The following is an 18,492-nucleotide window of genomic DNA, read 5'->3' as shown; positions in this document are numbered from 1 at the left end:
GCAAAACTTGGGGCGTATGATTTAGATGTCTTTTCCTGCACCCTCGATTCACGTTAGGCAATCTCACAGTGCATTTCCTCAATGATTCCCGCCCGCCCTACGAGCTGACCTACTCGGATGTATTTATGGTGCCGAACCACTCAGATGTTGGCTCGCGGCAGGCGGTCGACCTCACCGCGGCCGATGGCACGGGCAATACCATCCCGCTCATCGTGGCGAATATGACCGCTGTGGCCGGCCGCCGCATGGCAGAAACCATCGCCCGGCGCGGCGGCATGGCCATCCTGCCGCAGGACCTCAGCCTGGAGGCCGCGGCGGAGACGATCGCCTCGGTAAAGGCCGCCGACCTGGTCTATGACACCCCTATCACCATCAAGCCGCACCATACGGTGGGCTATGCCAGCAACCTTTTGCACAAGCGCGCCCACGGCGCGGCCATCGTAGTCGACGGCGCGCTGCCTGTGGGCATCATTACGCCGAAGGACCTGCGCGGGCAGGATAATTTCACCGCCGTGGGCGAGCTCATGACCCCGGATTTGGTGACCCTGCCGGTGGGCATCGACCCGCAGGAGGCCTTTACCCGCCTGCGCGCAACCTCGCGCAAGCTCGCCCCAGTGGTCAATCCGGATGGCACGCTGGCGGGCATTTTGACGCGCAAGGGTGCGCTGCGGGCGACGATGTATAAGCCGGGCATCGACAAGCAGGGGCGCTTGCACATCGGTGCTGCGGTGGGCATTAATGGCGACGTTGAGGGCAGGGCGCGGGCGCTTGCCGATGCCGGCGCTGACGTCCTCGTCATCGATACCGCCCACGGCCATCAAGACAGCATGCTGGCGGCGCTGCGCAAGGTCAAGGCCCTGGATCTGGGCCTACCGATTGCCGCTGGCAACGTCGTCACGGCCGCCGGCGTGCGCGAGCTGGCCGAGGCGGGCGCGGATATTATCAAGGTCGGCGTGGGCCCCGGCGCGATGTGCACCACCCGCATGCAAACCGGCGTGGGCCGCCCGCAGTTTTCCGCCGTGCTGGAATGCGCGGCCGCGGCTCGCGAGGTTGGTGCGCACGTGTGGGCCGATGGCGGCGTGCGCGATCCCCGCGACGTGGCCCTGGCGCTGGCTGCGGGCGCGTCCAATGTGATGATTGGCTCCTGGTTCGCCGGCACCTTTGAATCGCCCGGTGACCTGCACAAGGACGCCGATGGATCGTTCTACAAGGAATCGTTCGGCATGGCCTCGCGCCGGGCGGTGCGCGGGCGCAATTCCGCCACCGAGGCCTTCGAGCGCGCCCGCCGGGAGATGTTTGAGGAAGGCATTTCCACCTCGCGCATCTACCTCGATCCGGAGCACGGCGGCGTGGAGTATTTGGTAGACCGCATCATCTCCGGCGTGCGCTCATCCTGCACCTACGCCGGGGCCGATTCACTGGCTAGCTTCCACGAGCGCGCCACCGTGGGCGTGCAATCGGCAGCCGGTTTTGCCGAGGGCCAGCCGCGGGCCACCAACCGCTAGGGTGCTTTGGGCGCGTGCTACTTTTGCAAGTATGTTGACTCGCTATGACCAGGCGGCCTCGCGCGCGGCCGCGCGGGTTATGGGGCAGTATTCCACCAGTTTTTCCCTGGCCACGCGCCTGTTGCGCGGGCGGGTGCGCGAAGACATCCGCCACCTTTATGCCGTGGTGCGCATCGCGGACGAGCTTGTCGATGGCACCGCACATCAAGCCCGCATCGATGCCGCCGCCGCGCTCGATGCCTACGAGGCCGCTATCTTGGCGGCGCCGGAGAAAAGGCTGCACACCGATCCCGTCGTGCACTCTTATGCCATTACCGCCAGGCGCTGCGGCTTCCAGCGCGATCATCTCGTGGCTTTTTTCGATTCCATGCGCGCAGATCTCACCCATCGGGAGTATTCCGCTTCCGAGCTCGCCGAGTATATCTACGGCTCCGCCGAGGTCATCGGCTTATTGTGTGTGCAGGTCTTCTTGGCGGAAGAGACCGTCTCCGCCGCCGATCGCGCCACGATGGACCGCGGTGCGCGCTACTTGGGTTCCGCGTTTCAAAAGATTAACTTCCTGCGGGATCTGGGCGAGGACTCCTCGGTCCTGGGCCGGGCCTATTTCCCGCAGGCCGCTGGTGGCGAGCTTTCCGAGGCCGCCAAGTCCGCCCTCATCGCCGAAATCCGCCGCGAGCTCGCCGCCGCCGAAAAAGCCATACACCTCTTGCCGCTATCCGCCCGCGTTGGCGTGCGCGCGGCCGCCGATATCTTTGCCGAGCTCACCAACCGGCTCGCCGCTACCCCCGCCGCGGAGTTAAAAACCACCCGCATATCCGTGCCGAATCGCACCAAGGCGTGGCTGGCCGCCCGCGCGGTGCGTGCGGTGCGATAGCGCACCGCACGTAGATGAACCCGCACGTAGATGAACCCGCACGTAGATGAAGAACCCCGCCGAAGACTGAATACTAAGGAGAACATTATGCACGCTGTCGTCATCGGGGCCGGCATCGCCGGCCTTGCCACCGCTGCCCTCCTGGGAAAAGAGGGCTACGAGGTTACCGTCGTAGATTCCCTAGACGAGGTAGGCGGACGCGCGGGCAGCTATACGGAGGCGGGGTTCCGCTGGGATACCGGACCGTCCTGGTACCTCATGCCGGATGCCTTCGACCACTTCTTTTCCCTCTGCGGTACCTCGACAGAAAAGGAACTGGATCTGGTGGGCCTCTCACCCGATTACCGCGTCTATACCGGCGGCCCCGCCGAATCCGCTCCTGGCACCGCCGCGCGCCCTACCCCCGTGGATGTACATTCCGGGACCGATAACGTTGCCCACCTCTTCGAATCGATTGAACCAGGTGCTGGCAGCCAGGTGCGCACTTATTTAGCAGATGCCAGCGACGCCTACCACGTAGCGCTCGATCACTTTTTGTACACCACATTTTCGGCGCCGTTGAACCTGGTGCATGCAGATATTCGGCATCGGCTAGCGCGGATTGCAGCGCTGCTGACTACCAGCTTGCAAAAACACGTCAACGGGCAATTTTCGGATACGCGCCTGCGCCAGATTCTGAGCTACCCAGCAGTTTTTCTCTCTTCCGAGCCCGCCGCGGCCCCAGCACTGTATTCCCTTTTAAGCCATACCGACCTGGTGGAAGGCGTGCGCTACCCCCTCGGCGGATTCCACGCAGTGGTGCAGGCCATTTACCGCCAAGCAGAAAAATTCGGCGCCACATTCCGCTTGGGCGAAGAGGTCACCGCCATCACCACCGCCAGCGGGTCTTCCACACGTGCCACCGGTGTCCGCACGACAACCGGGCATATCGATGCCGATATTGTGGTCTCCGCCGCGGATTTGCACCATACCGAAAATCAGCTGCTTCCCCGGAAACTGCGCACCTATCCGGAGCGCTACTGGGCCCGCCGCAATCCGGGGCTGGGCACCGTGGTGGTACTTGCCGGTGTGCAGGGCAAGCTCCCGCAGCTAGCTCACCATACCTTTTTGTTCAGCCAGGACTGGGACCCCGATTTCCGCGCGGTCTTTTCCGCACCGGACCCAGAACGTCCCCTCGGCGCCTCTGAGTCCATCTACATTTCGAAGGTTTCTGCCACCGACGCGAATGTCGCACCGGAAGACCACGAAAACCTGTTCTTCCTCGTCCCCGTACCCGCTGCAGAAGCCTACGGGCACGGCGATGCCTACCACTCCGAGGCTTCCCCGCGCGTTGCTGCTATTGCCGATGCCGCCCTCGACCAGCTTTCCCGCACCGCCGATATTCCTGACCTCCGCGAGCGACTCACCATCACACGCAGTCTCGGACCAGCCGATTTTGCCGAGCGCTATCACTCCTGGTCAGGTGGAGCTTTGGGGCCAGCGCATACGCTATTTCAATCTGCATTCTTCCGCGGGCGCAATGCCTCGCGCAAGGTGGCCGGCCTCTACTACGCTGGTGCGACCACCGTGCCGGGCGTCGGCGTGCCTATGTGCCTGATTTCTGCAGAAAACATCATCAAGCGCCTGCGCGGCGATACCTCCGCTGGGCCCCTGGCAGGCTAATCGAGGTTACGCGTCGAGCAGCACGACGCGGCTAATCCCGCTCCGGTCCTGACAATTGGGCAATCTGTTGCTTGGCTCAGTGTCATCGAGGAATTTCGGTGCAGCAAAGCTGCATTCCCACTCGCCGATATTCAGGATGCCACGCGTATTGACCTCTTTAGGCTTGAACTCATAGTGCACATAGTAATCCACCACTTCCATTGCCTTGGAGCAGTTGGTGCCATCTACCTGCACATAAACATTTTTAAGGCCCCATTTAGTCTCCATCTGTCCACAGATGGTGCCTTGCTCCGCATAGCCATTGGAATCCGGTTCTAATGGATAGGTATCGGCGGAGAACTGACCGTTATCTTTAAGAGTGAAGTGATGGCCGTTGACGGTGACCATAAATTCATCTTCATGTGGGGCCGAAAAGGTCACGCCACTGATTTCTACCTCTTCGCCGGCATTGAGTGGTTGTGCTGGAACAAGATCGCCCGGCTCGACTACAGCCGCAGGAAAGAACCCTGCGCCTTTCTTGTAGCTAACCATATTGGCCTCCCATTGCGGGATTTCCGGGTCCGGCAGAATTGGTGGGTCGGAGAATTGTACGGAGCACCACGGGCCTTCAGATTGCTCATTGAAGGAGCACTGAACCTTCCCATCGGGGCTTTTTACTCCCCAAGAGTTCATCTGCTCGTATGCGGGACCGGTCGCGAGAAAGTCTTTGGCATCGCGCTGTTTAAGACCGTGAGAATCTTTCTCCTCCTCCGTCTGCTTAGTCGTTGTGGTTGTCTCTTCCGTTGACTCAGGAGCGGAGGTTTCTTCCGAGGATGCCTGCGTTGTGGGCGAACTAAAGGCCTGGTTCTCCGCGTCATCGTCGGGCGAAGAGCACGACGCGAGGCCGACTGCTAATAAGGGGACGGATAGGAGAGATACGATTCTTTTCATATATTCAGTTTCGCACAGTATGTGCACCATCACATGAGTTTGCAAGCCCTACCGGCGCCGCTGCCTGCGATTGCGAAAACAAAATCCGCCGACCCCAGTGAAGTCGGCGGATTCGGTGATTGCAGCAGCGTTGCGGGCTACTTCTGTTCCTCCAGCAAAGTGCGACCTCCGATGCACAACGTCTGATGCAATAGGTCCTCGGTGATAACTGAGCAAACTCGGCCCTGAAATGTAGCATTTTCCGCTCAGATATCACCGAGGAGGTTGCACTTTTGTGAAGTCGATAGAAGTAGGCGTGCGACTCGGGCTGCGAGGCACACGCGGCGGGTGCAATGGGCAAACAAAAAGGCTGCAGCCAAAGGAAGGCTGCAGCCGGTGTCGTTGCGCTAACGGTGCCCGCGCGGGTGGGCACCGAGTGGGAGCGCCGGGTATGGACTACTTCTGTTCCGGCTTTACCAGTGGGAAGAGCACGGTCTCGCGGATACCGAGGCCGGTCAGGGCCATGAGCAGGCGGTCCATGCCCATACCGGTACCGGCCGTGGGCGGCATGCCCTGTTCCATCGCGGCGAGGAAGTCCTCGTCCAAGACCATGGCTTCCTCATCGCCGCCGGCGGCAAGGCGGGCCTGATCCTCGAAGCGCTCGCGCTGGACAACGGGATCGACAAGCTCCGAGTAGCCGGTGGCCAGCTCGAAGCCGCGCACGTAGAGGTCCCACTTTTCGGTCACGCCGGGTTCGGAACGGTGCTGGCGGGTTAGCGGGGAGGTCTCCACCGGGAAGTTCTTCACAAAAATGGGGCCTTCCAGTTGGTCCTCGCACAGGACCTCCCAGATTTCCTCCACCAGCTTGCCGTGGCCCCAGCCCTCGCCCTGCGGCACGTCGAGGCCGATGACCTTGGCAATGCCCTTCAAGGTCTCCACGTCGGTATCGATGGTGACCTCCGGCTGGCCGGGGAACTTGCGCTGCAAGGCCTCGTTCAGGGAAGGATACATCTCGATTTCGGGCCATTGCTCGCCGCCGAAGTCGAAATCGGTGCCGTCGGCAAGCGTGACGGTAGTGGAACCAAAGACCTCGCGGGCCACGGACTGGATGGATTCGCGGGTCATGCGGGCGCAATCGTTGTAATCGCCCCAGGCGGCGTAGGTCTCTAGCATGGCGAACTCCGGCGAGTGGGAGCGGTCCACGCCCTCGTTGCGGAAGTTGCGGTTGATTTCAAAGACGCGGTCGATGCCACCGACGACGGCGCGCTTCAAGTACAGCTCCGGGGCAATGCGCAGGTAGAGGTCAATATCGAGCGCATTGGAGTGGGTGATAAACGGGCGAGCGGCCGCACCACCGTGCAGGGTCTGCAGCATCGGGGTTTCGATCTCTACAAAGTCCTGGCCTTCCAGGTAATTGCGCAGCGCGCGCATGACCTTCACGCGCACCATGGCGTTCTTGCGGGCCTCTTCGCGGATAATGAGGTCGTTATAGCGCTGGCGCACGCGGGTATCTTCAGCCATTTCCGCGAAGGACACCGGCAGCGGGCGCAGGGACTTAGCCGCCATGGTCCATTCCTCAGCCATGATGGACAGCTCGCCACGGCGGGACGCAACCACGTGGCCGCTAACGGAGATGAAGTCGCCCAAGTCCACATCGGACTTCCAGGCATCGAGGCGCTCCTTGCCCACCTTGGCCTGCGAAAGCATGGCCTGCATTTGGGTGCCATCGCCGTCCTGCAAGGTGGCAAAGCACAGCTTGCCGGTATTGCGCATGAAGATAAGGCGGCCAGCAATGGCGTGGGAAACCTCGGTTTCCTCGCCGGGCTCCAAGTAGGTCACGTCCTCTTCATTGCCCGGCTCTTCGCCCTCGGCCACTACGCGGAAGTCATGGCGCAATTCCTTAAGCGCGATGGTGCGCTCGACGGATACCGGGTAGGCCTCTACGCCGGATTCGAGCAGGCGGTCGCGCTTTTCACGGCGGATGCGCAGCTGCTCAGGGACATCATTTACTTCAGTATTCTTCTGCTCGCTCACGTTAGCCTAGGGTAGTCGATCCCAGCTGCTACCCGCGATTTGGCCCAGCTATGTCTACCAAAGCAGCGAAAGGGCGCACAGACCGCAAGCACACACCATGACGTTGTATCGACTGAGAACACTAACGATTCCTACAAAATATCGTTTAAGCCTGCGCTTCCCCACCTATAAAAAGAATCCGGCCCTGAGATAGTTTCTCAGCGCCGGTATTCTGTAGCTGCGGGTACTGTCCCGCTTTATAGCTAAGATATTATACCTATTCTAAAAGAAAGACAAGTGTGTGATGCCTAAACTGACATATCGTGCGGCTAGGCAAATAGAACGGGCTATCCCTCCTGCGCGCTTCCAGACATATAAGCAAGCCACGGTAGGGCTTGTTGAGGCAGCTCAGCTTTATCTATGGAATATACAAGCCTCCAGCGCGGTTACCGAGCTGACGGGGATAGTTGAAGTCTTGCTTCGTGACACAATCGATATGCGTCTCCGTCAATGGAATGCTGCTCTCGGAGGTCATGAAGATTGGATTGTGAATCCGGCTCCAACGATTTTGCAACATCTAGTTCGTCCCAATGTCCCCGCTTCATGGCAGCCCCGAAATGATTCAGACCTATATCCAAGGTGGTGGGAGAAGAAGGCACTAGATAATTATGCTAAGCCCCATCCCGGTAGCCGTTCTGTGAGGTCCGTTCCACCAACTCACGATGATTTGGTGGCGAGTTTGAACTTCGGTTCATGGACTAGCATTCTTCCTTCCCCGAATGCTGGTCCTCGAAACAAACGAGTCGAAATATGGAACTCAGCACTGTCATCAGGATTTCACGGCGTTCGACATGAAGCGGTATATCGCTATGCCCATGAACTACGGTGGATGAGAAACCGAGCTGCTCATCTACGGCCAATGCTTGATATTAATCGTCTCTGGTCTACGCATCGCTACGCGATACGCTTACTTAGGTCTATGGATACTGATTTTGCACAGATCATTGCAGGCCAAGCTACTCTTCCGACCGTTATTAAGGCCAAGCCCCATACTCTATGAAGAAGCCAATAAATCCAAGGGCGAGTGACATGCCTGAATGCCCTGGGCTTGCCTAGCATTTTCTGCGACCCAGCCTTTGAGCATCGGTTTCGAGGTACTTATATCGGGCCACTTTAATTGCACTCTGCTCAGCCAAAGAAGAATAAACCAAGTGCCGCCTCGGAGCTAAGGTTTCCTGCGATCAAGCAAACCCAGGAAATCCAGATTTGATTGGCCCCTGTCTTTAAATAGATCGATGCTGCTAGTAGTTACTACCATTGAAGCGTGATTACTAACGAACTTCGGGGATTAACAGCCAAAGCAACCGCCCATGCGCAGCGTTTCCAAGACGGAGGCGACCACACCGTCGCCGCAGCCCTCCTGACCAAATCAGGAAAACAGGTTCTCGGTTTAAACGCACACCATTTCCTTGGTGGCCCCTGCGGTGAAGTCTCTGCTTTAGCAAACCATGCCGCTAGTTACCCAGAGGATCCCATCCAAGCAATGGTCGCCGTATATGGACCTACCGGACAAGTAATTTCACCCTGTGGTAAATGCCGCCAGGTACTTTTTGATGTCGATCCATCCATCCAGTGTATTGTGCGCGGAAGCAACGGCCTTGAAGCGCTCACCGTGGAAGAGCTTCTTCCATTCGCGTTTAACTGGCGAGATATGGAAAAAGAGCAGCGTATCTACATGTGGGAAGGCTACGAGGATTCCATTCGGAGCGGAGAAAAGCAACAAACAATCCGAGTAGATGATCCCTTCTATGAAGGAAAAGCCCAAATAGTCTTTGAGAAGGAAACCGGAGAAGTTGTCACGCTACCCGCACAGGTCACAGCCGTTGTATCTACCCAGCGCGGGCTACTGTCGGAAAAGCAAACTAAAAATGACGGGTTCAATTCTCTATCCGAGCTTCACGAAGCTTTAGATACCCACTACCCCGGATTAGCGGATACAGACGAAGTTGACGTTGTAGAATTCGAGCTCCAGTAGACTATCCAGACCGAAAATCGGATCATTCGCTACCTAACCAAAAAGCTGCTGTTCGGAAATTTTTGAGATATTTCGTCAAGATTTACAAGTGCCGCCACCAAAGGGCTCCCAACTGTAGGAAGCGAGCTAACGACTCCTCCATAAGTCCAGTCGATTGAGCCTTCGCCGTTAACCACGGTACTTCGGCACGACTGGCTCCATGCCGCGCCAGCAGAGTCCTTTAATCCCGGCCGCTACCCGCGATTTGACCCAGCCATGTCTCCCAAGCGGCGTCGAGCACGCATAAGCCCCTGCGATCCACTCCCGCGCGTCCACATAGTGGAACACCACCCCCTTAATTTACCCGCACTGCAAGAATTTGTGTGAACCGTGACATACTGTTCAGACCTGTGATACACAACACCTCACCTTCGACGCGCAAGGAGACACAGCCATGAACTCTCTCATCCTTGTCATCATCGGCGTGGCGATGATGCTGGCCGGCTACCTGCTCTATTCCAAATTCCTGGGCAAGAGCATCTTCCGGCTATCAGAGAACTACACCACCCCGGCGCACCGCCTCAAAGACGGCGTGGATTACGTTCCCACCAATAAATACGTGCTGTGAGGCCACCACTTCACCTCCGTGGCGGGTGCGGCACCGATTATCGGCCCGGCAGTAGCCGTCATTTGGGGCTGGCTCCCGGCATTCTTGTGGGTCACGTTCGGCACTGTTTTCATCGCCGGCATGCACGACCTCGGTGCGCTGTGGGCCTCGCAGCGGCACAAGGGTCAGTCGATTGGTACGTTGTCGGGGCGCTACATCGGCAAGCGCGGGCGCAACCTCTTCCTCATCGTGATCTTCTTGCTGCTGCTCATGGTCAATGCTGCGTTCGCAGTGGTGATTTCGAACCTGCTTATTTCCACGCCCTCGGCGGTCATTCCCACGTGGGGTGCAATCGCCGTCGCGCTGCTGATTGGCCAGGCCATCTACCGCCTGAACTGGAACCTGCCGCTGGTGTCCCTGGTGGGCGTGGTGGCGCTGTATTCGCTGATGGTTCTGGGTGACCGCTTCCCGGTCGTGCTGCCAGAGACGGTCCTGGGCATTCCCGCCAACGGCGTGTGGATCATCCTGCTATTTATCTACGCCTTCATTGCTTCGCTGCTGCCGGTGTGGGTGCTGCTCCAGCCGCGCGATTACATCAATGGCCTGCAGCTTTTCGTAGGTCTTATCATCTTGTACGGCTCCTTCCTCATCACCCGTCCGGAACTCGCCGCCCCTGCCGTGCGCGAGAATGTTCCTGAGGGCACCCCCGGGATTTTCCCGCTGCTTTTTGTCACCATCGCCTGCGGCGCCATCTCTGGTTTCCACGGCATCGTGGCCTCGGGTACCTCGTCCAAGCAGATTGATAAGGAAACCGACGTTCGCTTCGTGGGTTACTTCGGCGCTGTGGGCGAGGGCCTGCTGGCGCTCGGCACCATCATCGCCACGACCGCCGGCTTTAAGACTCTGGCGAATTGGGAGGAAATCTACGCCGAGTGGAACGCCGGCGGCGTCGACGCCTTCGTGCAGGGCGGCGGTGCGCTGATGAACGAGGGCCTGGGCATTCCCACCTCGCTGTCTGCCACCATCCTGGCAACCATGGCCGTGCTCTTCGCCGCCACCACGATGGACTCCGGCGTGCGCCTGCAGCGCATCGTGGTCCAGGAAATCGGCGAGATCTTGGGCATCCGCATCACGGCGCTGGTTTCCACCATCATCGCGGTGGGCCTGGCCTTCGGCCTGACCTTCTCGGCGGGCGCGGACGGGTCCGGCGGCATGACCATCTGGCCGCTCTTCGGTACCACCAACCAGCTCATGGCCAGCCTGTCCTTGGCCATCGTCATGGTCATCCTCACCCACCTGCGTCGGCCCACCCTGCCGGTTATCATCCCGCTCATCTTTGTCACCATCATGTAGCTGTGGGCAGCGCTGCTACAGCTGAAATCCCTGTTTACAGATCAGAACTGGCTGCTCTTCGGCATGGACGTCGTCATCGTCATCGCCTCCATCTGGGTCATCGTGGAGTCGATCGGCGCCATCTCCAACGCGCGCAAGGAACCGCCGCTGGAGTGGACCGATGACGATACCGACGCTCCCCTTCCCCAGCATGCTCGACAAGCTTAAGGCCTTCGGCGCGGGGCTCAATGAGTTCTACCAAGCCCCGTACCGCGCCGTATTTGCCAAGGCCCAGCAGCAAGAAGATGACCTATTTATGATGCTGGTGGCCTCGGAGGCGCTCGGCATCCCCAACCCCGCCAGCTACTACACGCTGGAGCTATTGCCGCTGGTCTACGAAGATTTCCACGCCTGGCACACGCGCATGGGCATGGATAAATCACCCCTGGAGAATATTCAATGCTGCTAGAAACCGCGCCCATCATGTTCTTTGGCGGCAAGGGCGGCGTAGGCAAGACCACCCTCGCCACCGCCACGGCCCTGTCTCTTTCTCAGGACCACAACGTGCTGTTGGTCTCCACGGATCCGGCGCACAACCTGGGGCATATCTTTGATGCCACGCTTTCCGATGCCCCCACTCACCTCACCCCCTCCCTCTCCGCCATCGAGCTCGATCCGGCCCAAGCCACCGAGGAACACCTTGCGACCGTAGGCGCCTCGATGCGCCGTTTCATGCCGGAGCACCTGCACGGCGAGGTAAAAAAGCACCTGGATTTGGCCCGCCAATCCCCCGGCACGCAGGAGGCGGCGCTCTTAGAACGCATGGCCGCCCTGGTCGCCGCCGCGGACGAGTACGACTACCTCATCTTCGATACCGCGCCGTCCGGCCACACCTCCCGGCTGATGGCCCTGCCGGAAATCATGGCGGCCTATACCGATGGGCTGCTTGCCCGGCGCGAAAAGTCCGATAAATTCGGCTCGCTGGTGCGCGGGATGTCCGCGGAGTCCGGCGCCGATAATGACCCGGTGGACCGGCGCAATCAGGAAATCCGCGCCACGCTCTTCCAGCGCCGCGAGCGCTTCGAGCACCTGCGCGCTGCGCTGACCTCTCAGCGCACTGTGTTTCATATCGTGCTTACCGCCGAGCGCCTGCCCGTCCTAGAGTCCTCCGAGTTCCACGCGGATCTCACCGGCAATGGCGTGCGGGTGGACTCCATGCTGGTCAATCGCCGCACCCCGGCGGACCAAGGCGAGTTCTTGGCCTCTCGGCGCGCCGCCGAGGACGAGGCTCTGGCGCTCTTGCACGATAAGCTTCCCGATACCCCGGTCCACGAAATCCCCTGGCTCCCAGAAGAAGTGGGAAGCCCCGAAGCCGTGGCGCGGCTCGCGCGGCATCTATAGCGATCTGTAGCGATCTCTAACGGCCCATCCAGCCCCAGCGGCCTCGCGTGAGATCGCCGTCTGCTAAAACGGTGAGTATGACTTTGCTCACCAATGACTTCCTGTCCCAATTGCGCGAGGAGGCCGCGGCGGACTCCCAGCTGCGCGTCGCGCGCAATGCCATTACCAGCGTAGGGGTGGCCAAGGCGGCCCTTGACCGCGACCGCATTACCGCGCTCTACCCCACCACCGAGGTAAAGCTCGACAGCCTCGGGGTCACCGACCAGATGCGCTCCGGGCGCTGCTGGATGTTTGCCGCGCTCAACGTGTTCCGCCACCGCGCGGCCAAGGAGCTCAACATCGATGACTTTGAGTTTTCCTTTACCTACCTGCAGTACTTCGACAAACTCGAGCGCGCCAACTTCGCACTCAACCAGCTGCTGGATCTCACCGAAGACGGCACCGACTGGGATGACCGCGACGTGGCTACTTCCCTCGAGCTCACAGGCGACGACGGCGGCTGGTGGTCATTTTTCACCAACCTCGTGGACAAGTATGGCGTTGTCCCGGCCGAGGTCATGCCGGAGGTGCACTCGTCCGGCCACACCGCGCAGATGAACCGCGATATCGCCACGATCATCCGCCGTGCTGCGCACCGTGCGGTGGAAGGCGAGGGGGATCGAGGGGACATCGTCAAGCAAGCCCGCACCGATATCCAACGCGTGCTCGCCATTCACCTGGGCACCCCGCCCGAGGAATTTACGTGGAGCTACCGCACCAAGGACGATCAATTCTTCCGTGTGCACTCCACCCCGCGCGAGTTTGCGGATAAGTACCTGCCGAAATTGGACGAATACGTCGTGCTTGCCGATGACCCCCGTACCACCAACGACAAGCACCGCCTCTACACCAGCGCCGGCGTGAACAACGTCGCTGGCGGCGCGCCCGCCGGCTACCTCAACGTGGATGTGGACGAGCTGCGCTCCGCCGCGCGCGCCAGCATCGAGGCCGGCGAACCGGTGTGGTTTAGCTGCGATGTCTCCCGCCAGTTCTCCTTCCAGAACGCCGTGTGGGACGAGGGCCTCGTCGATACCGATGGCCTCTACGGCATCGATTCCACCATGAGCAAGGAGGAGCGCTTTACCTCCGGCGAATCTGCGCCCACCCACGCGATGGCGCTGACCGGAGTTGATGGTGCGCCGCGGGCATGGCGCGTGGAGAACTCCTGGGGCACCAAGCCGCCGCGCAAGGACGACGCCGACGAGGTACCCGGCAAGGGCTTTGCCACGATGTCGGATAAATGGTTCGGCGAAAACGTCTTCCACATCGCCGTGCGCAAGGAATTCCTCACTCCCCAGCAGCAGCAAGCGCTAGAGACCGAGCCCATCGAGCTTCCCTTCTGGGACCGGATGAACTAAGGAGCATCGAAAAATGAATGAGATCAATCCACAGGAAGTTCACACCACCAACGCCACGCTTGCCAGCGAGCCGGCCATCAGGGCGGCGCGGAATGCGGTGGCGCAGGAGGGCATCGATAAGCTGAGCGTCGACCGCGACCTCGTGCGCGAGCTCACCACGGCGACCAGCCACAAGCTCGATAAGTGGGGCGCGGCCAACCAGAAGGCCTCTGGCCGCTGCTGGATTTTTGCGGGCCTGAATTCTCTGCGCGGTGGCATCATGGACCGCACCAACATCAAGGATTTCGAGCTTTCGCAGACCTACCTGTACTTCTACGACAAGCTGGAAAAGGCCAATTGGTTCCTCACCGCGGTAGATGAGCTCAAGGACCGCGATATTACGGACCGCACCTTGACCAAGCTCATGGATGACCCCATCGGCGATGGCGGCCAGTGGTCCATGTTCGTCTCCCTGGTGGAAAAGCACGGCGTGGTGCCCAAGTACGCCATGCCGGAGACCGCGTCCTCCGAGGCCAGCGCCATGCTCAACCGGAACCTGGAGACCGTCCTGCGCCGCGCCGCCCACCAGATCCGCGCGGGCAAGTCTGGGGCACAGGAGCAGGCGCTTGCCGATGTCTACCGCATCCTCACCGCCAACCTCGGCCTCCCGCCCACAGAGTTCCAGTGGCAGTACCGCGATAAGGACGATAACTTCCACCGCGAGGGCACTTTTACCCCGCAGGATTTCGCCCGCGAATACCTCCCGAAGGACCTGGGCGAGTATGTCTGCGTGGTCAATGACCCGCGCAATTCCTACGGCGAGCTCTACACCGTGGACTACCTGGGCAACGTCGCCGGTGAAAAAGTCACCTACCTCAACGCCCCGGTCGAGGTATTGCGCGATGCCACCCGCTCTGCCGTCGAGGATGGCCAGCCCGTCTGGTTCGGCTGCGATACCAGCCAGCAATCCGATGCCGATAGCGGTGTCTGGGCCAAGCAATTGCACGATTATGAGGGGCTGTATGGGGTGGATATGGGCATAGAGAAGCCAGATCGCCTCCGCCTGCACGAGTCCCTGATGACGCACGCGATGGTCTTTACCGGCGCAGATATTGCCGAGGGCGGCGACGTCACCCGCTGGCGCGTGGAAAATTCCTGGGGCACCGAGAAGGGCGACAAGGGCTGTTGGACCATGGCCGATGACTGGTTTGACGAGTACGTCTTCGAAATCGCCGTCCACCCGTCCCGCCTGCCTGAGCAGTACCAGGAGGCGCTCAAATCCTCCGATATCACCACCCTGCCAGCGTGGGATCCGATGGGCGCGCTGGCGAACTAACGCGGCGCGGGTGGCGCGGGCGGCGCGGGGAGGACCCGCGCCGCGAGAGTTCGTGCCGCGAAGTCTGTAGCGTTCGCCGATGTGGCTGCGTTGCGTGGCGTGACGCTCCGTTCGTTTGCGTGGCGTGACGCGGTAGCCTCACGCCACGTGGCGCACGTACAGCATGCAGGTAAGGTCGCGGTCCTTATCGATGGAGATTTGCTTCTCCCCCACCCGCTCAAAACCGCGGGAATCGTAGAACTGATAGGTGCAGCCATCGTCGGTGTAAAGGTAAATATCCTTGCCGGGGTGGCGCTCCTCAAAGGCCTCAATGAGCGCGGTGCCCACGCCTTTTACACCCGAGTTCGGGTCAGCGACGAGAAAGCCGATCTCTGCGTCCACGGTATTTTCGGCCAGGTAGCTGACCAACATGTCCTCGTTCGCGGCATCATAGTCACCGCGGTGCCCGCCAGGGCGCAGGCTATTGAAGAGATCCACGGCCTTGACATAAGCCTTGCGCCACCACGGATACGGCAGCGCTGGTTCGCCTTTAATCGATGCCAGAATCACGCCGAGGAAACGCCCATCATCGGCATAGGCGGCCAAAATATCGGTGGCCTGGGCCCGCTCTAAATCCCAAAAGTAACGGCCGTAGGCGCGCTCGAAGCGCGGGTTCTTCACAAACCAATGCAGGTGCATGCCTTCGATGGCAAACTCAATCGCCTTGGGCTCATCGCGCGGGTCGAGGTCGCGGATGTGGATTTCGGTCATTAGCCCTCCGGGGATTGGTCTTGTTCGCGCTGCTTTTCGCGCTCGAGCTCGGCCTTAGCCTCGTGCTCTTCAATATTAGTGAAACCAATCCCCAACGGCAGGCCAACGTTGTCAATTAATCTAACTCCGCCAATGGTGGCCGCAACGAGCAGGCGGGCATCGCCCTCGGCGGGTGGCTCGCCCAGATCGCGGCCGCGCACCTCTAAGTATTCCGGTTCAACGCCGGCGGCTTCTAGGACACCTGCGGCAACCTCGCGAACCTTGTCTGCCCCCGCCTCTGCGGCATGTGCCCCGGCGGTAAGCGCGGCGGACAGGGCGGCTACGTCCTCCCTCTTATCTTCGGGCACGCGGGTATTGCGCAGGCTCATCACCACGCCATCGGGCATGCGCACGGCGGGTACGCCCTGCACGCGAACCCCGAGGTGCAGGTCCTGCACCGCATGGTGAATGGCCAAGAGGAGCTCGTAGTCTTTTTCCCCGATGAGGACATCGGTGGGCGACAGTGCCATCATCAGCGTGAGGTAGAGGGTGAGCTCGCCTGATAGATCGGGCTCTAAGCCTTCAGGTGCAGATTCAGCATCAGGCGTCTGCTCGGCAGCGGCGGAGTTCGCGGCGTCGCGTTCGACGGCGACGCCGCGAGCCGAGATAGTAATCCGGCGACCATGAGGCCAGAGCTTCTCGGGAGTGTAATCCCAGATGACGTCCACGCCCTCGGCGCGCAGGAGATCTACATCCTCGGCACGAGGTTCTTGGAGCGCCACGACAGTCACCGCGCCGCGGATGCGGCGGGCCGCACGCACCAGCGCGATATGCCCAGCATGCACGCCGGTGGTCAATGGCACGAAGGCCACAGGGCGGCCGGTCTTGCGCAGCGCGCTACCCACCATGCGGATGCGGTCGACCTCGCTGATGACGGTGGCTTGTCCCATCTTCAAGCTCATCGGGATTCCTCCTGCAAGGCCCACATTTCCAATTCGGTGCGATCTTCTACTTCACCCAAGCGCCGAGCGGTTTCTAAGTAGTGGCGGCGCATTCCGGGATCCGTGGCACCGCGATAGGCTGCGATGATGTCTTCTGAATCGATGTCGAATTCAGACGGTGGGATCTCATCAAACTCGGCAAAGAAATTGGCTTCTACGGCAGCTGCTAGGTGCAGGCGGCTAAGCATTTCTATGTAGTAGGAGCGGGCGGCGAAGGCGGGACGTTCGGCATCGGAAAGCGGCACTGCCTGCCCCCGGAATTCGCTCACTACGAAGTCAGCGATGTTTTCTCCCAGCTCATCTAGCGTGGATACTGCCCAGCGCCCGCCCGCCATGGGTGCGACGGCCGCCACGATGCAGCCGTGGGTCTCCAGCGGGTCAAGGCCTTGCACGCCTCGGGACAGGCACGTGTGGAAAGCGATGAGACCCTTGTGTACGTGGTCCTCAACAAGCTCTACAGCAGCATCCAGCCGTGCCTCACCCACGGCAAGAATCAGTGCCTGGAAGGAGCCAAGCTCGGCCGGATCATCAAGCATCTCCACGGTATGGCCGGCGCGCTCCATGGCAGTGGCCAGGGAGATCCCGGCGAGGCTGCGCCCGAAAAGGGCAACGCGCATGCGCGGTGGACGCATTTATTTATCCTTCTTCATCTGTGCCAATAGCTCCGACACGGACACGGAACCATCGCGCTGTTCATCGCTGCGGCGGCGGCCGCGGGTCTGCTGCTGGCGGCGCGAGGCCGATTGCTTCTGCTCGGCGGCCACGTGGTGTCCCGAGCCCTTATATTCCTCGCGCGCATCCTTGCCTGTGGTTTGCTGCGGGATGTTCTGGGTCACCGCATCGGAAGCGGGCTCGGCTGCGGTATCAGCCTCTGGCTTGCGGTGGCTACCTCGTGCGCCAGAGTGAGCTGCGTTGCCAGAGCCCGACTGCCGAGAGCCTTGGCGCTTGATATTGGAGTCCCCACCCGAATCCCAGCGCACGGCCTGGAAGCTGCCGGTATCGAAGGAAACGTCCTTCGGCTCCTTCGCCCCCGCGGCCTCGCTGGACGTGGCGGGCTTGGGGGCATCGGCAAGCTGCTCGGAGTGGGCGGGCTTAGCGGCATTATCGGTCCGGGAAGAGCTGCGCTGCGCGCGGGTGTTTTCGCTGATGATGTCATTGAGCGGGTTAGAGTCCGCGTGCTCGCCGGAGGGTTGATTGCCCAGGCGGCCAGCGATGGCATCGGCAGACGGCGCGCCGGTAGACGTTTGCTCAAAGTCGACGTTTTCTTCCCTGTGGTGGGACGCCGCGGCGGTCTGCGCCTCCAGCTCCATGATGCGGCGCGCCTCCGCGTGCAAGGCGGCTGGCTCGTAGGTGAAATCGTGGCCGGACAAATCCTCGATCTGCTTCCGGATAGAGGCCAGCTCGGTGCGGATCTCATCGAGGATTTGCTGATCCGGCAGCTCCTTGCCTTCGGCTGCGCGGGCCTGCTTGAGCTCCGCGCGGTGGGCGCGCTCCTGCAGCTCCAGCTTGGTCACGGATTCCTCGGCCTGGCGGCGGTAGCGCATCACCAAGAAAAAGCCCACCACTGCGGCCCACAGGGCGGCAATCAGCGCAATCTTGAGCGCCGCTGCGGAGCCGGAAATGAGCATGACGATGCTGGCGATAACGGCCAAGATGACGAGGGCGATAATCCCAATTTGTCCCCAATCTGGCGAGGACGACGAGTTTTTGGAAGAAGAGCGCGGCTGAGTCAT

Annotated in this window: 14 protein-coding genes and 1 pseudogene; 9 read left to right on the top strand and 6 right to left on the bottom strand. The window is 60.7% G+C overall.

Annotated elements, in window-relative coordinates; translation table 11 throughout:
- Window positions 1-68: 68 nt before the first annotated feature.
- The 3 genes from QP970_RS02085 (at window position 69) to crtI (ending at window position 4,041) form a co-directional block, all read left to right on the top strand.
- On the top strand, window positions 69-1,505 hold the full coding sequence (locus tag QP970_RS02085; protein ID WP_284869453.1) for a GuaB1 family IMP dehydrogenase-related protein: 1,437 nt from the start codon (window positions 69-71) through the stop codon (window positions 1,503-1,505).
- A 31-nt stretch (window positions 1,506-1,536) separates the two neighbouring features.
- Window positions 1,537-2,379, top strand: a complete 843-nt coding sequence (locus QP970_RS02080) for a phytoene/squalene synthase family protein (protein ID WP_284869452.1) — start codon at window positions 1,537-1,539, stop codon at window positions 2,377-2,379.
- 87 nt (window positions 2,380-2,466) lie between these two features.
- Window positions 2,467-4,041 carry a phytoene desaturase family protein gene (crtI, locus tag QP970_RS02075; RefSeq protein WP_284869451.1) on the top strand — a complete coding sequence of 525 codons (1,575 nt, stop codon included), beginning with the start codon at window positions 2,467-2,469 and terminating at the stop codon, window positions 4,039-4,041.
- Window positions 4,042-4,047: 6 nt separating this feature from the next.
- On the opposite strand, the gene QP970_RS02070 is transcribed toward crtI, so the two are convergent.
- Window positions 4,048-4,971: a hypothetical protein gene (locus QP970_RS02070; RefSeq protein WP_284869450.1), complete on the bottom strand. Its 924-nt coding sequence runs from the start codon at window positions 4,969-4,971 to the stop codon at window positions 4,048-4,050.
- Window positions 4,972-5,406: 435 nt separating this feature from the next.
- The gene (gene lysS / locus QP970_RS02065) at window positions 5,407-6,984 is read right to left on the bottom strand and encodes a lysine--tRNA ligase (RefSeq protein WP_284869449.1); all 1,578 of its coding nucleotides are present in this window, start codon (window positions 6,982-6,984) and stop codon (window positions 5,407-5,409) included.
- Window positions 6,985-8,287: 1,303 nt separating this feature from the next.
- Here lysS and QP970_RS02060 point away from each other — a divergent pair.
- The 6 genes and pseudogenes from QP970_RS02060 to QP970_RS02035 all read left to right on the top strand — a co-directional run bounded on the left by QP970_RS02060 (window position 8,288) and on the right by QP970_RS02035 (window position 15,029).
- Window positions 8,288-8,998, top strand: coding sequence for an ASCH domain-containing protein (locus QP970_RS02060; RefSeq protein ID WP_284869448.1), 711 nt, complete (start codon window positions 8,288-8,290; stop codon window positions 8,996-8,998).
- Window positions 8,999-9,431: 433 nt separating this feature from the next.
- Window positions 9,432-11,144, top strand: a pseudogene (locus QP970_RS02055) (carbon starvation CstA family protein).
- Window positions 11,128-11,385, top strand: coding sequence for a cory-CC-star protein (locus QP970_RS02050; RefSeq protein ID WP_023029243.1), 258 nt, complete (start codon window positions 11,128-11,130; stop codon window positions 11,383-11,385). The pseudogene QP970_RS02055 and the gene QP970_RS02050 overlap by 17 nt, the downstream one beginning before the upstream one ends.
- Entirely contained in the window at window positions 11,376-12,317 is a 942-nt protein-coding gene (locus tag QP970_RS02045; protein ID WP_284869447.1) for an ArsA family ATPase, read from the top strand. The genes QP970_RS02050 and QP970_RS02045 overlap by 10 nt, the downstream gene beginning before the upstream one ends.
- 77 nt (window positions 12,318-12,394) lie before the next feature.
- Window positions 12,395-13,714 carry a C1 family peptidase gene (locus tag QP970_RS02040; RefSeq protein WP_284869446.1) on the top strand — a complete coding sequence of 440 codons (1,320 nt, stop codon included), beginning with the start codon at window positions 12,395-12,397 and terminating at the stop codon, window positions 13,712-13,714.
- A 13-nt stretch (window positions 13,715-13,727) separates the two neighbouring features.
- A complete protein-coding gene (locus QP970_RS02035) occupies window positions 13,728-15,029 on the top strand; it encodes a C1 family peptidase (RefSeq protein ID WP_284869445.1) in 1,302 nt (433 codons plus the stop codon).
- A 138-nt stretch (window positions 15,030-15,167) separates the two neighbouring features.
- Here the strand turns inward: QP970_RS02035 and QP970_RS02030 are convergent, their stop codons facing one another.
- The 4 genes from QP970_RS02030 to QP970_RS02015 are packed head-to-tail and all read right to left on the bottom strand — an operon-like array spanning window position 15,168 to window position 18,492.
- Entirely contained in the window at window positions 15,168-15,779 is a 612-nt protein-coding gene (locus QP970_RS02030) for a GNAT family N-acetyltransferase (protein WP_284869444.1), read from the bottom strand.
- A complete protein-coding gene (locus QP970_RS02025; protein ID WP_284771716.1) occupies window positions 15,779-16,720 on the bottom strand; it encodes a pantoate--beta-alanine ligase in 942 nt (313 codons plus the stop codon). Before QP970_RS02025 ends, QP970_RS02030 begins: the two co-directional genes overlap by 1 nt.
- Complete coding sequence (locus tag QP970_RS02020; RefSeq protein ID WP_284771715.1) at window positions 16,717-17,391, bottom strand: Rossmann-fold NAD(P)-binding domain-containing protein; 675 nt, start codon at window positions 17,389-17,391, stop codon at window positions 16,717-16,719. The genes QP970_RS02025 and QP970_RS02020 overlap by 4 nt, the downstream gene beginning before the upstream one ends.
- Window positions 17,392-18,492 (bottom strand): DUF6779 domain-containing protein, encoded by a 1,101-nt coding sequence (locus QP970_RS02015; RefSeq protein WP_023023949.1) that lies wholly within the window; start codon window positions 18,490-18,492, stop codon window positions 17,392-17,394.

The sequence above is a fragment of the Corynebacterium sp. MSK073 genome (assembly GCF_030232085.1).
GTDB lineage: Bacteria > Actinomycetota > Actinomycetes > Mycobacteriales > Mycobacteriaceae > Corynebacterium.
Note: the sequence above shows the minus strand (reverse complement) of the source record. Positions and strands in the feature narration are given on the sequence as shown.

Coding starts and splice junctions, on each gene's coding strand:
- QP970_RS02020 (WP_284771715.1), bottom strand. CDS start 17,391: ATGCGTCCACCGCGCATGCGCGTTGCCCTTTTCGGGCGCAGCCTCGCC.
- QP970_RS02015 (WP_023023949.1), bottom strand. CDS start 18,492: ATGACTCAGCCGCGCTCTTCTTCCAAAAACTCGTCGTCCTCGCCAGAT.
- QP970_RS02045 (WP_284869447.1), top strand. CDS start 11,376: ATGCTGCTAGAAACCGCGCCCATCATGTTCTTTGGCGGCAAGGGCGGC.
- QP970_RS02025 (WP_284771716.1), bottom strand. CDS start 16,720: ATGAGCTTGAAGATGGGACAAGCCACCGTCATCAGCGAGGTCGACCGC.
- QP970_RS02070 (WP_284869450.1), bottom strand. CDS start 4,971: ATGAAAAGAATCGTATCTCTCCTATCCGTCCCCTTATTAGCAGTCGGC.
- QP970_RS02035 (WP_284869445.1), top strand. CDS start 13,728: ATGAATGAGATCAATCCACAGGAAGTTCACACCACCAACGCCACGCTT.
- QP970_RS02030 (WP_284869444.1), bottom strand. CDS start 15,779: ATGACCGAAATCCACATCCGCGACCTCGACCCGCGCGATGAGCCCAAG.
- QP970_RS02040 (WP_284869446.1), top strand. CDS start 12,395: ATGACTTTGCTCACCAATGACTTCCTGTCCCAATTGCGCGAGGAGGCC.
- QP970_RS02050 (WP_023029243.1), top strand. CDS start 11,128: ATGCTCGACAAGCTTAAGGCCTTCGGCGCGGGGCTCAATGAGTTCTAC.
- QP970_RS02080 (WP_284869452.1), top strand. CDS start 1,537: ATGTTGACTCGCTATGACCAGGCGGCCTCGCGCGCGGCCGCGCGGGTT.
- crtI (WP_284869451.1), top strand. CDS start 2,467: ATGCACGCTGTCGTCATCGGGGCCGGCATCGCCGGCCTTGCCACCGCT.